The organism is Saccharopolyspora rosea (genome assembly GCF_025643595.1).
Lineage (GTDB): Bacteria > Actinomycetota > Actinomycetes > Mycobacteriales > Pseudonocardiaceae > Saccharopolyspora > Saccharopolyspora rosea.
Genome location: NZ_CP102826.1, coordinates 1,465,628 through 1,478,879, shown reverse-complemented (window position 1 = coordinate 1,478,879; position 13,252 = coordinate 1,465,628). Strand labels below are relative to the sequence as shown.

Genomic DNA, 13,252 nt, shown 5'->3' with positions numbered 1-13,252 from the left:
CAGGAGCCGCCGAGACGTCGCGACGTTCACCATTCGATGACGTACGGCCGACCGGTCCGCTGGAAATGCCCCACGTTGACGCACTCGGTGCGCCCGACGCGCACCCGCTGCGCGAGCGGCTGGTGCACGTGCCCGAACAACGACCACCGGGGGCGGTCGGTGCGGATGCGCTCCAGCAGCGCGGCCGAGCCGTGCTCCGGACGCCGCGCCACCACGTCGTAGGTCAGCTCCGGGACCGCCGGCGGCAGGTGGCTGCACAGCACGTCCACCGGCGGCAGCGAGGCGAGGACCTGGTCGTACTCGTCCTCCGGGCGCAGGTAGGGCACCCAGGCGGCGTGCCGCCGCAGCGTCGCGCCCGGCGGGATCAAGGTGCCGCCGATGAACCCGAACCGCAGCCCGCCGATGTCCGCGCTGTCGCCGTCGAGGATGTGCACTCCCGAACCGGCGAACTCCGGCCACAGGTGCGGGGCGTCGACGTTGCCGGGCGTGGCGTAGGTGGGCGCGGTCATCGCGCCGAACAGCTCGGCGTACTGCTCGCGCACGGCCTCCTCGACGACCTTGGCCGGGTTGGACAGGCTCTCCCACAGCGAGCGCGCGTAGGCGCCGAACTCGGGGCCCCGCCGGGTGCGGCGCAGTTCGGCGAACCGGGCGACCTTCTCCGGACCGAAGACGCGTCCGAGGATGCCGCGCGCGTGGTCGTGGTAGTCGACGAAGTCGATCAGGTCGCCGAGCACCACGAGCGCGTCGGCACCTTCCCCGGCGCGCTTGAGGTCCTCGGCGTTGCCGTGGACGTCCGAGACGACGTGGACGCGCAAGTGCAGCTCCATTCCGACGACGATCCGGGCGCACGTCGAAACTACTGCGTTCAGCGACCGGTGGTCACGCGGTGCCGCCCGGTCCTCCCACGGCGCGGGAAGGCACGGGCGATCGCGCCGCCGCGGCGGTCGGCGTTAGGTTGTGCTGCGCCAGCGCATTTTCGGAGGTTTGCCCGTGCGAGAGTTCAGCGCACCCCCCACCACCCCGGTGTCCGAGGACGAGAACCTCACCGACGTGGTGTGGGCCAACGCCGAGCGGTTCGGCAGCACCGTCAGCTTCCGCCGCCGCGTCGAGGGCACCTGGGTGGACGTGACCGCGGCGGACTTCGCCGCCCAGGTGCTGGCGGTGGCGCGCGGGTTCGTCGCGGCCGGTCTGCGACCCGGCGACCGGATCGGGCTGATGTCGCGGACCCGCTACGAGTGGAGCCTGCTGGACTTCGCGATCTGGGCCGCCGGGTGCGTCACGGTCCCGGTGTACGAGACGTCCTCGGCCGACCAGGTGGAGTGGATCCTCGGCGACTCCGGGGCGCGGGCGGTCATCGTGGAGACCGAGCAGCAGCGCGCCGAGGTCGACGAGGTCGTCGGCCGGCTCGCCGAGGTCAGCCACGTCTGGCAGATCGACGGGCCGACCAGCGACGGCGCCGCGGGCGCGGTGGACGAGCTGACCGCGCTGGGCACCGACGTCGACGACCGCGAGGTGCACCGGCGCCGCCGCGCGGTGCGCGCCGACGACATGGCGACGCTGATCTACACGTCCGGGACCACCGGCCGCCCCAAGGGCTGCGTGCTCACCCACCGCAACCTGCTCGCCGAGGTCCGCGCCGACGTCGACGCCTTCCCGCAGCTGATGCGGCCGGGCAACTCGATGCTGATGTTCCTGCCGATGGCGCACGTGCTGGCCCGCGCCATCGCGATCTCCTGCGTGTACGCGCGGATCACCCTGGGGCACACCGGCGACGTGCGGAACCTGGTCGCCGACCTGCGGTCGTTCCGTCCGACGTTCGTGCTCGCCGTGCCGCGCGTGTTCGAGAAGGTCTACAACACCGCCAAGCAGCGGGCGCACGCCACCGGCAAGGGCCGGATCTTCGACGCCGCCGAGGAGACCGCCATCGCCCACAGCCGGGCCCGGGACACCGGTGGCCCCTCGCTGCCGCTGCGGCTGAGGCACCTGCTGTTCGACAAGCTGGTGTACGGCAGGCTGCGCGCCGCCCTGGGCGGACGCTGCGCGGCCGCCGTGTCCGGCGGGGCTCCGCTCGGCGAGCGGCTCGCGCACTTCTTCCGGGGCGTCGGGGTGCCCGTGCTGGAGGGCTACGGGCTGACGGAGACGACCGCGGCGGCCGCGGTCAACGTCGAACGCGCCAGCCGCATCGGCACGGTGGGCCGCCCGGTCGCCGGGACGTCGGTGCGCATCGCCGACGACGGCGAGGTGCTGGTCCGCGGCGACGTGGTGTTCCGGGAGTACTGGAACAACCCGGAGGCGACCGCGGAGTCCTTCTCAGACGGCTGGTTCCACACCGGCGACCTCGGTTCCCTCGACGAGGACGGGTTCCTGCGGATCACCGGCCGCAAGAAGGAGATCATCGTCACGGCGGGCGGCAAGAACGTCGCCCCGGCCGTGCTGGAGGACGCCCTGCGGGCGCACCCGCTGATCAGCCAGTGCATGGTGGTCGGCGACAAGAAGCCGTTCGTCGGCGCCCTGATCACGCTGGACCCGGAGTTCCTGCCGTCCTGGCTGGCCGACCGCGGCCGCCCGCGCGACACCCCGGTCACCGACCTGGTCGACGACCCGGAACTGCGCGCGGCCGTGCAGGAGGCCGTGGACGAGGCGAACCGGGCGGTGTCGCGGGCCGAGCGCATCAAGCAGTTCCGCATCCTGCCGGCGGATTTCACCGAGGCGACCGGGGAACTGACCCCCAGCATGAAGCTCCGGCGCGGCAGGGTCGCCGAGAACCACGCGACCGAGATCGAGGCCATCTACTCCTGAGTTCCTGTCTTTGAACTCGTTGTGCGTGGCGGTGCCGGGAGCGGAACCTCAGCGGCCCGCCCGTCACCCGACCACCACCCCCCAACGAGGCGCTGACGCGCCACAGCCACACCGGCTCCGGGAGCCCCTCCTGATGTATGCCCAATACACGGCGGAGGGGCTGTCCTCGCGAGACGACCGCTGAGAACCCGCGGCGGTGCCAGCGGCGAGACCACTCACCGAAAGAGAAAGCGGCTGTCGCCGCTTGCCACGCGGGTTCCGGGAGCAGGTTCAAAGACAGGCACTGAGGGCTAACCGGACCCGAGGGTGCGTGGCAGCTCGGCGGCCCAGTCGCGGACGAGTTGTTCGGTGCTCATCCCGGCGATCTCGTGCAGCGCGGCGTCCACAGCGGACGGATCGGGGGACGCGGCGATCCGCCGGTACAGCAGGGCCGCTCGGGGCTCGCCCAGCCGTTGGACCAGGTGCCGCACCAGCGACCAGGAGCGCTGGTAGGCGAGGTCGAGGGTGCGTCCGGTGGCGCGGAAGTCGGCGTCGGCGGGCAGCGCGCGCGGCGGGCCGTGCGCGCGCACCGATCTGACCAGTTCGGGCGCGATGTCGCGGGGTCTCAGACCGCTGTCGCGGTAGCCGACGTAGTCGGCGAACCCCTCGACCATCCACATCGGAGCGCCCTCGGCGGTGTCCGCCCGGGTCGCGATGTGGGTGATCTCGTGCTGCAGCACGACGTGCAGGGCGTTGTCGGACAGCCGCGCGGCGGTGCGCGGGTTGAGCACCACGCGGGGTCCCTCGACGCGCCGGGCCGAGGTGTCCACGCGGTCGGCGACCGCGACGGCCGCGATGCCGTCACCCGAGAACTCCTGGCCCACCAGCGATTCCAGCTCAGCGCGCGATTCCGGGAGCACCACCGCGACGCGGCGCGACCAGCCCTGCCCCCACACCTCGGACACCTGCTCGACCGTCCCGTCGATCTGCCGGGCCACCCGGTCGGCGAGCGCGGCGGTGCCGGGATGGCCGAGGACCATGCCCTGGGCGGTGCGCCGGACGACGAGGTCGTCGAAGTCCCACGGGCCGCGCCAGGTGCGCCGTCCGGGCGCTTCGTCGGCGGCCAGGTACCACGCACCACCCCGGCGGGCGAACACGTAGCCGAGCGGGCGCAGCGTCGGCACGATGTCCACCCCGGTCAGCGCGTAGCGCAGCGCGACGCGCGGGACCCACGACTCCTCGGCTCCGGGAACATCCGGCGCGGTGCCCGCCTCCGAGGAGTCCACGCGGTAGTCGAACTCGGCGAACGGGACATCGGTGAGATCGCGGAACAGGTGGCGCTGGCGATCCCGGAAATCGGGCGGCGCGGCCGGGTCCACGGTGGCCAGGAACGCCCGCTCGTCGCCGCGCCGCACCGCGTTCTCGCGCCGCTCCAGCAGATGGGCGACCGCCTGCCCGCGGGGCTCGGCGACCCCCGCCGGGCGCGTCGCGTCCGGCTCCGGCGCGGGCCGCCACCACCAGACCGCCGCGCCCGCGGCCACCATCACCGCCGCGGTGACCGCGGCGGTCGGCCGGCCGCCCGAATCAGGCACGGCCCGGATCGTAAGCCGGGCCGTGGCCTCGTGCCGCCGCACACGCACGCCAGGGGCCGGTCACCCGGCCCCCTGGCGTGCGCGAAGTCGCCTGTGGACTCAGCCCACGATGCGGCGCATCGCCGTGACGTTGCCGATCTTCTTGTAGTCGGTCACCTTGACGACGTCGCCCTCGGTCGGGGCGTGCACCACCTTGCCGTTGCCGACGTACATGCCGACGTGGCTGACCGGGCTGTAGAAGAAGATCAGGTCGCCCGGCTGCAACTGGCTGGCCGAGACGCTGCGCCCCTCGCTCACCTGGGTCTTGGTCGACGCGCCGATGCTCACACCGGCCTGCTTGTAGGCCCACTGCATCAGGCCCGAGCAGTCGAACGTGCTCGGTCCCTTGGCGCCCCACACGTATTCCGAACCCTGCTTGCTCAGCGCGGCGTTGACCGCCGTCACCGCCGCGCCGGAGCCGAGCAGCTTGCCGACACCGGTGTCGCCGTCGCTGACCAGCGACTGGCGGTCGGCGGAGCTGAGCTGGTTGTAGCGCTGCTGGACCTTGTTGATCTGGTCCTGCATCGCCTGGGTCTTCGCCTGCAGGTCGGCGGCGATGCGGGCGGCGTCCGCCTCGGCCTGCGCGGCGCGGGCGCGGGCGTCCTTGGCCGCCTTCTCCGCCGCCTCCGCCTGGTGGGTCGCGGAGGAGAACTTCTTGATCGCGTCGTTGTTGTCCTTGGCCAGCGCGTCCAGCGCGGAGGCCCGGTCCAGGAAGTCGTTGGGCGACTCGCTGACCAGCAGCGCGGACAGCTTGTTCAGCCGTGCGCCCTGGTAGGAGGCCGCGGTGAGCCGGTCGACCTGTTCGCGGAACTGCTCCTCGGTGGCCCGCGCCTGGTTGGCCACTTGCTCGGCCTGGGCGGCCTCGGCGTTGGCGCGATCGAGTTCGGCCTGCTTGGCCGCGTGGTCGTCCTCGGCCTTCTTCTTGTCCTCGGTGAGCTGCTCGGCCTGGTGCTGCAGGTCGCGTACCTGCTTGGCCGCGTCCGAGGCGTTGTCGGGAAGTTGCGGATCCGCGAGGGCCGGTGCGGCCGAGGCCGAGATGCCGACGGCGGCGGCGACCGCCGTTGCGGTCAGGGCTCCTCGCAGCGAGCGCTTCAGTCGGTGCGACGCCACGTCGCGCACTGCTCCTTCTTCTCTCCAGACCGCCTACCGGGAGTGATCCGTCGTACAGCGCCCCCAGTGCGATCCCGGTTCGGCTCCCCGACCAGCCGATTCGGCGGTGCTCCGCGGGCCGCCCGGTTGGGCGGACTGATCGCCGCGAAGTCCCGGTAAGGTTACGAAAGGTGAGCCGCAAGGTCCAGAAGTGGGTCCCCAATTTCGCGCGGGCATACACAAGACCTCTAACGGAGGAGAGTTATGCGCTCACGGTAGTCGCAGCGCGAGGTCGGTGACCTGGAATTGTGAACCCGACTCTCACCCGATCGAGAGATCCGCACCACTTCCGCGATCACTATGACTTCCACCACTGGCGGTCGGATCGCCGAGCGGTCGAAGTCCGCGCCGAACAACTACACCCGGTTCAACCGGGCCAGCAGCACCGAGGACGGCACCGCGTAGGCGCCGCGGCGGCGGACCGACGCCACCACCGCCCGGTCGGAGGTCGCCACCACCAGCTGGCGCCCCAGCGGCTCGGCCGACACCAGGTCGCGGATCACGTCGTCGGCCTGCACCCCGGACTCGCTGAACAGCACCCGCACCCCGCGCGGCCCCGCGGTCGGCACCGCCAGCACGTCGGCACCGTCGAAGACCACCGTCACCTCGGCCGAGGTGCGGGCCACCAGCGCGGCCAGCTGGTGGGCCAGCCGGTCCCGCTGATCGGACAGCGGCAGGTCCGGGTACCCGGTCTTGGTCACGTTGTAGCCGTCGACGATCAGGTGCACCGCGGGCAGGGTCAGCAGGCGGTCCAGCGACGCGACGTCCGGGATCTCCCGCGTGGTGCCGGAGTGGGCGCGCACCCGCTGCACCACGTCCGCGGGACGCGGACCGGAGCCGCTGGCCCCCAGCTCGCGGCGCAGTCCGCCGATCGCGCCTTCGAGGGTGTCCAGCAGCAGGGTCAGCCGCACCTCGTCGCCCTGCCGGGCCTCGCGCGCCGACTGCCGCGCGACCTCCACCTCGGCCGCCGCGCGCTCCGCGCGCTTGCGCTCCTCCTGCGCGCGCGTCCGCTCGCGGTCGCGCTCCGCGGCGATCTCCTCGACCTCCGCGTCGGTGCGCTCCCGCAGCTGCTCCAGTTCGCCGCGCGCCGCCGCCGCGGCGTCCTTGGCCTCGCGCAGCTTCATGCCCTGCTCGCGCAGCCGCTTGCGCAGCCGGTCGGCCTCGGCGCTGTTCTCCTGCCCGACCCGGGCCGCGGCCTGTCGGGCCTCGTCCAGTTCCCGGCGGAGGCGGTCGAGTTCGCCCGCCAGCCGGTCGGCGCGCGCCACCGCGGAGTCCCGCTCGGCGCGCAGCTGCCCCTGTTCGGCCCGGAAGCCCACCAGTTCGACGTAGTGCGCGGCGACCGGTGCGCACTGCAGCAGCGCCGCGGCAGCCACCACCGCCGGGTCGTCGTGCTCCAGGGCCAGGGCGTCGGGCCGGTGGTTGCGGCACCAGTCCACGACCGCGGTGCGGAACACCGAGGAGTCCCGCAGCGCCGCGACCAGCGCGGACTCGCCGAGCTTCGCACGTTTGGCCGGGGCGAACCGCGTCACCGGCCGCAGCTGCGCGGGGACGTCGGCGGGCCGCGTCTCGTCCAGCGCGGCGGCGGCCAGGTGCGCCAGGCGCTGGCGCACCGGACCGGGCAACCGGTCCCAGTCGACCGGCGGGCCACCACCTGTCCGCTGTGCACTGTCCACAGCGGACTCGTCCGGGAGGGGGGTCGGCTCGGACCCCGGGTTCGGCGGTGCCACCCCCACAGGCTAATCGCCGGGACCGGTGACGTCGGAGTCCGCCGGGCCTGTCGGTGCCGCGACGTACCGTGACCGCCGATGTCCGCGCACCCCCAGTTGTCCTTCGACGAGCTCACCACCACCGAAGAGACACCGTTGCACGAGGTCACGTTCGTCGTCGTGGACCTGGAGACCACCGGTGGTGACCGCACCGCGGACGCGGTGACCGAGATCGGCGCGGTCAAGGTCCGCGGCGGCGAGGTGCTCGGCGAGTTCGCCACCCTGGTCGACCCGGGCCGCGACATCCCGCCCGCAGTGGTGTCGATCACCGGCATCACCGAAGCGATGGTCGCCGACGCTCCCGGCTTCGACTCGGTGCTGCCCGCGTTCCTGGAGTTCAGCCGGGGAGCCGTGCTGGTCGCCCACAACGCGCCGTTCGACGTCGGATTCCTGCGCGCGAACTGCGAACGGCTCGGGTTGCGCTGGCCGAAGCCCCGGGTGGTGGACACCGCGAGGCTGGCCCGCCGGGTGCTGACCCGCGACGAGACCCCCAACCACAAGCTGGCCACGCTCGCCCGCGTGCTGCACGCCCGCACGGTCCCGGTGCACCGGGCGCTCGACGACGCCCGAGCCACCGTGGACGTGCTGCACTCGCTGCTGGAGCGGGTCGGTCCGCTGGGCGTGCGGACGTTGGAGGACCTGCTCGACCACCTGCCCGACGTCACCCCGCACCAGCGGCGCAAGCGCGGGCTGGCCGACGACCTGCCCAACGCCCCCGGCGTCTACCTGTTCCGCGGCCCGAACGACGAGGTGCTCTACGTCGGCACCGCCACCGACCTGCGGCGCCGGGTCCGGCAGTACTTCACCGCCGGGGAACGCCGCGGCCGCATCAAGGAGATGGTGGCGCTGGCCCAGCGCGTGGACCACGTGCGCTGCGCCCACCCGCTGGAGGCCGAGGTCCGCGAACTGCGGTTGCTGGCCGCGCACCAGCCCCGCTACAACCGCCGGTCGAAGTTCCCGCAGCGCGCGTGGTGGGTGGTGCTCACCGACGAACCGTTCCCCCGCCTGTCGATCACCCGCAAACCCGGTGGTCTGGGCCCGTTCGGTTCCCGCCGCGCGGCGGCCGACGCCGTCGAGGCGCTGCACGCCGCGAGCGCGGTGCGGCGCTGCACTGAACGCATCCCGGCCAGGAACCCGCGCGGTCGTCCGTGCGCGCTGCACGAGCTGGGCCGCTGCGGAGCGCCCTGCGCGGGCCACCAGAGCGCCGCGGAGTACGAACCGGAGGTGATCGCCGTCCGGGACCTGATCGGCGGTCGCGACGACACCCTGCTGCGACGGCTGCGGGCCGAGCTGGACCGGCTGTCGGCGGCGCAGCGCTTCGAGGACGCCGCGGCGCACCGGGACCGGCTCGCGGCGCTCGTGCGTTCGCTGGACCGCGGCCAACACCTCGCCGCGCTGGCCGCCGTCCCCGAACTCGTCGCCGCCCGCCCGGACGGCCGGGGCGGCTGGCATCTCGCGGTGATCCGCCACGGTCGGCTCGCCGCCGCGGGCGGCGCGCGGCGCGGCGTGCCACCGATGCCGGTCGTGGACGCGCTGCAAGCCTCCGCCGAGACGGTCATCGCCGACGCGGGACCGCTGCACGGCGCCCCGGTCGACGAAGTCCGCGTCGTGCACCGCTGGCTCACCACGGGCGGCACCCGCATGGTCCGCTGCTCGCTGCCCTGGTCGGAACCGGCCGGCTCGGCCGGGGCGTGGCGCACCTGGCTGGAGAAGGCCCTCACCGGGCGAACGCCCTACGCGGGCGTGGACTGACCCGCGGACCGGGCGGTCACGAGGTCACGTCCAGCACCGCGTTCACCCTGGTGGGCCGCACGCGGACCACGAGTTCGCCGGGCACCGCGTTGCGCCGGCCGAACTCCTCGGCGCGGTCCTCGCCCATGTAGCGGCCGCCGATCCGGGTCGCGGTGCGCAGCAGCTCGTCCGGTTCCTCGGACGTGGTCGCCACGCCCTGGACCTGCACGAAGGCGTACGGCGGTGCCGGCAGGTCGACGCAGAGCACGACCCGCGGGTCGCGACGGATCGCGCGGCCCTTCGCGGTGTCCCCGCCGGTGTTGAAGACCACCTCGTCGCCGTCCAGCGCGAACCACACCGGGGCGGCCAGCGGCCGTCCGTCGGAGGCGGTGAAGTCGAGCACGCCGGTGCGGGTGCCGTGTTCGAGGAAAGCGCGGACCTCGGGGTCCTGGAGCGTCGTCTGCATGCGGTCACGGTAGTGGCGACCGGCGCACCGGGCCCCGCGATGAACCGAGGCCCGGCACCCCGTGCGGGGTACCGGGCCTGGCGGATCGGACGGCGTTATTCGCCGGACTGCTGCGACCTGCCGGAGGTGAGCTCGCGCTCCTCGGCCTCTCGGGCCGCGTCCTCGGCGCGGGCGTGCTCCAGCGCCGCCGACTCCTCGGACGGGTCGGGGCGCAGCAGGCTGCCCTCCACCGGGTGCCCGGCCGCGCCGAGCTTGTTCATCTTCTTCGGCACCGGAGCGCCCTGGTAGGGCAGCGGCTCCGGGTGGCCGTGGTCGTCCACCGGGCCCAGCGGCTGGTGGATCTCGATGAACTCACCGTGCGGCAGGCGCTTGATGATGCCGGTCTCGACACCGTGCTCCAGCACCTCGCGGTCGCTGCGCTGCAAGCCCAGGCACAGCCGGTAGGTGATGTAGTACGCCAGCGGCGGCAGCACCAGCAGACCGATGCGGCCGGCCCAGGTCATCGCGTTCAGCGAGATGTTGAACTCGAACGCGAAGATGTCGTTGGCGCCGGAGATGGTGAGCACGCCGAACAGCGTCAGCGCCATCGCACCGAGACCGGTGCGCACGGGCACGTCGCGCGGCCGCTGCAGCAGGTTGTGGTGCGCGTTGTCCTTGGACAGCTTCCGCTCGATCGCCGGGTAGGCGAGCAGCAGCGTGAACAGCAGCCCCATGCCGCCCGCACCGGCGAAGAACACCGGCGGCACGGTGTACGGGCCGATGTAGAGCTCCCACGCGGGCCAGATGCGGAGGATGCCGTCCGCCCACATCAGGTACCAGTCGGGCTGCGACGCGGCGGACACCTGCGACGGGTTGTACGGCCCCAGGTTCCAGATGGCGTTGATCTGGAACACCCCGGCCATGATCGCGCAGACACCGGTGACCAGCGCGAAGAACGCCCCGGCCTTGAGCGCGAAGACCGGCATGATCCGCACGCCGACCACGTTGCGCTCGGTGCGCCGCACACCCGGGAACTGGGTGTGCTTCTGGTACCAGACCAGCGCCAGGTGCGCCGCGACCAGGCCGAGCATGATCCCGGGGATCACCAGGATGTGCAGCATGTACAGCCGCGGGATGATCTCGGTGCCCGGGAACTCACCGCCGAACAGCGCCCAGTGCAGCCAGGTGCCGATGATCGGGATCGACAGCACGATGCCGGACATCGTGGCGCGGATACCGGTACCGGACAGCAGGTCGTCCGGCAGCGAGTAGCCGAAGAAGCCCTCGAACATGCCCAGGATCAGCAGCAGCGCGCCGATCATCCAGTTCGTCTCCCGGGGGCGCCGGAACGCACCCGTGAAGAACACGCGCAGCATGTGCGCCATCATCGCGGCGACGAAGATCAACGCCGCCCAGTGGTGCAGCTGGCGGATGAACATGCCGCCGCGGACCTCGAACGAGATGTCCAACGTGCTCTCGAAGGCACGGGACATCGCCACGCCCTGCAGGTTCTGGTAGCGGCCGTGGTAGACGACCTCCTGCATCGACGGGTCGAAGAACAGCGTCAGGTAGACACCCGTGATGATCAGGATGATGAACGTGTAGAGCGCGATCTCACCCAGCAGGAACGACCAGTGCGTCGGGAAGACCTTGTTGATCTGCCGCCGCAGGCCCTTGGCGAACTGGTACCGCTGGTCGAGTTCGTCGGCGGCGGTGGCCGCCTTGCGGTACGCGGCGCTTTCCGCCTTTGTCGGACTCGTGATCGAACTCATGCTTCGCGCTCCCAGAAGGCCGGCCCGACGGGCTCGATGAAGTCGTGCTTGGCCACGAAGTAGCCGTTCTCGTCAACCGTGATCGGCAGCTGCGGCAGCGCACGGGTCGCGGGCCCGAACACCGGCTTGGCGTAGGTGTGGACCACGTCGAACTGCGACTGGTGGCAGGGGCACAGCAGGCGCCCGGTCTGCTGCTCGAACAGCGAGGTCGGGCAGCCGACGTGCGTGCAGATCTTCGAGTAGGCGTAGTAGTCGCCGTAGTTGAAGTCCTCCTGGCCCTTGCGCTTGATCGGCGCGCTGCCGGGCCGCAGCCGGATCAGCATGACCGGGGCGTCGCTGCGCCGCATCGACTCGGCCAGCTCCTCCTCGTTGTGCCGCATCGACTCCCGGAACGGGTACACGGTCTCGAAGCCGCCCGGGTCGATGTCCTCCGGGCGCAGCAGGGACACGTCGCTCGGGTTGCCGGTGTCGCGGCGCAGGAAGGTCTTCTCGCCGTTCTCGGACATCCACTGGGTGTGCTTCAGCGAGTCCGGTCCGTCCGTGGCCCACGGGTTGCGGACGATGCCACCGAGGGCGAAGACGCCCGCCCCGACCCCGAAGGCGCCGAGGCCGAACCCGGCGGTGCGCTTGATCATCGACCGGCGGGCGATGCCGCTGCGGTTGCCCGCGTCGGCCAGCAGGGCGGCCGTGGTCTGCCGGTCCACCTCGTCGGAGCCGTGGCCGTCGTGGCGCTGCTGGACGGCGACCTCGTGCGGGATGAACTTCTTCTGGTAGAGCACCACGCCGATGCCCACCGCCAGGATCGACAGCCCCAGGAAGAAGCCGATCAGCGGGTTGTACAGCGAGTAGATGAAGTGCGCCTTCGGGTCGCTGGGCGCCTGGTAGTGCCACGGCCAGAAGACGAACACCGCGATGAACGCGAGCGCGGACAACCCGGCGAGCGCGAACCACGCAGCGACGGCGCGCTCCGCGCGGCGCTCGGCGCGGGTGCCCTTGACGGGCCAGTTGTCCCGGTACTCGACGAGCTCGACGTCGTCGAGAGCCAACCCGAGCCGGACCTTCTCGTCACGGCTCATCTCGGCCAGTTCGGCCTCCGTGTATTCCTTCTTCTGCTCACTCATGCCCTGGCTCCGATCCAGAGGGTCAGGCCGATCAGCGCGCCGAGGCCGACCACCCAGGCGATCACCATCTCCGGACCCGGTCCGTAACCACCGAGGTCGTTACCACCGGGGTTGTTCTTGCCGTTGGTCACCGACTTGACGTAGGCGATGATGTCCTTCTTCTCCTCCGGAGTGAGCTGCCGGTCCGAGAACTTCGGCATGTTCTGCGGCCCGGTGAGCATCGCCTCGTAGATCTGCTGCTCGGTGGACTCGTGGAGGTTCGGCGCGAACTTGCCGGAGGACATGGCGATACCGCGGCCGGTGAAGTTGTGGCACGACGCGCAGTTGAGGCGGAAGAGCTCACCGCCGCGGGCCGGGTCCGGCCCCTGCAGCGCGGCGCCGGACTCCTTCGGCGCCTCGGGCCCGCCGCCGTAGGTCTGCACGTAGGCGGCCAGGGCGTCGATCTCCTGCGGGTTGAACTTCGGCGGCTTGCGCTCGGCCTGCGCCTCCTGGCGGACCATCGGCATGCGGCCGGAGCTGACCTGGAAGTGGACGGCGGCGTCACCGACGCCGACCAGGCTCGGGCCACGGTCCTTGACGCCCTGCAGGTTCGCGCCGTGGCAGGTGATGCAGGCGTTGCTGTAGAGCTGCTCGCCCTGCCTCACCAGAGCCGGGTCCGCACTGGCGTGCGCGGTCTGCGGCTCGGGGGTCACGACGGTGTAGAGCCCACCGGCACCCACCAGGGCGATGCCCAGCGCCAGTACACCGGAGATCCGTCGCCGTAGCTTCGAGCCCGCGCGGTTCCGTTTCTTGTTGGTGGTCATGAGTGCGGCAACCCTTGCTGTCCGGTTCGGGGTGTTCGGTTACGACCTCGTGCTGC

At 72.0% G+C, this 13,252-nt stretch carries 10 protein-coding genes; 2 read left to right on the top strand and 8 right to left on the bottom strand.

All coding sequences use genetic code 11. The features are described 5' to 3' along the window. Window positions 1-26 precede the first annotated feature (26 nt). The gene (locus tag NV263_RS07275; protein WP_263254097.1) at window positions 27-815 is read right to left on the bottom strand and encodes a metallophosphoesterase family protein; all 789 of its coding nucleotides are present in this window, start codon (window positions 813-815) and stop codon (window positions 27-29) included. Between the two features lie 175 nt (window positions 816-990). Between NV263_RS07275 and NV263_RS07270 the strand changes: the two genes are divergently transcribed. Then, window positions 991-2,799: an AMP-dependent synthetase/ligase gene (locus NV263_RS07270; RefSeq protein WP_263251793.1), complete on the top strand. Its 1,809-nt coding sequence runs from the start codon at window positions 991-993 to the stop codon at window positions 2,797-2,799. Between the two features lie 290 nt (window positions 2,800-3,089). Here NV263_RS07270 and NV263_RS07265 read toward each other — a convergent pair whose 3' ends face one another. From NV263_RS07265 to NV263_RS07255, 3 genes are all read right to left on the bottom strand, one after another. After that, window positions 3,090-4,370, bottom strand: coding sequence for a hypothetical protein (locus NV263_RS07265; RefSeq protein ID WP_263251792.1), 1,281 nt, complete (start codon window positions 4,368-4,370; stop codon window positions 3,090-3,092). 99 nt (window positions 4,371-4,469) lie between these two features. After that, window positions 4,470-5,519, bottom strand: coding sequence for a C40 family peptidase (locus NV263_RS07260; RefSeq protein ID WP_263251791.1), 1,050 nt, complete (start codon window positions 5,517-5,519; stop codon window positions 4,470-4,472). Window positions 5,520-5,914: 395 nt separating this feature from the next. After that, entirely contained in the window at window positions 5,915-7,231 is a 1,317-nt protein-coding gene (locus NV263_RS07255) for an NYN domain-containing protein (RefSeq protein ID WP_263251790.1), read from the bottom strand. 132 nt (window positions 7,232-7,363) lie between these two features. On the opposite strand from NV263_RS07255, the gene NV263_RS07250 reads away from it, so the two are divergent. Then, window positions 7,364-9,076: a DEDD exonuclease domain-containing protein gene (locus NV263_RS07250; RefSeq protein ID WP_263251789.1), complete on the top strand. Its 1,713-nt coding sequence runs from the start codon at window positions 7,364-7,366 to the stop codon at window positions 9,074-9,076. A 16-nt stretch (window positions 9,077-9,092) separates the two neighbouring features. Here NV263_RS07250 and NV263_RS07245 read toward each other — a convergent pair whose 3' ends face one another. The 4 genes from NV263_RS07245 to qcrC form a co-directional block, all read right to left on the bottom strand. Beyond that, window positions 9,093-9,521 carry a PPOX class F420-dependent oxidoreductase gene (locus tag NV263_RS07245; RefSeq protein WP_263251788.1) on the bottom strand — a complete coding sequence of 143 codons (429 nt, stop codon included), beginning with the start codon at window positions 9,519-9,521 and terminating at the stop codon, window positions 9,093-9,095. Between the two features lie 95 nt (window positions 9,522-9,616). Then, complete coding sequence (gene qcrB, locus NV263_RS07240; RefSeq protein ID WP_263251787.1) at window positions 9,617-11,272, bottom strand: cytochrome bc1 complex cytochrome b subunit; 1,656 nt, start codon at window positions 11,270-11,272, stop codon at window positions 9,617-9,619. Continuing rightward, the gene (gene qcrA, locus NV263_RS07235) at window positions 11,269-12,393 is read right to left on the bottom strand and encodes a cytochrome bc1 complex Rieske iron-sulfur subunit (protein WP_263251786.1); all 1,125 of its coding nucleotides are present in this window, start codon (window positions 12,391-12,393) and stop codon (window positions 11,269-11,271) included. The genes qcrB and qcrA overlap by 4 nt, the downstream gene beginning before the upstream one ends. Then, window positions 12,390-13,196, bottom strand: coding sequence for a cytochrome bc1 complex diheme cytochrome c subunit (gene qcrC / locus NV263_RS07230; protein WP_263251785.1), 807 nt, complete (start codon window positions 13,194-13,196; stop codon window positions 12,390-12,392). Before qcrC ends, qcrA begins: the two co-directional genes overlap by 4 nt. Between the last annotated feature and the right edge of the window lie 56 nt (window positions 13,197-13,252).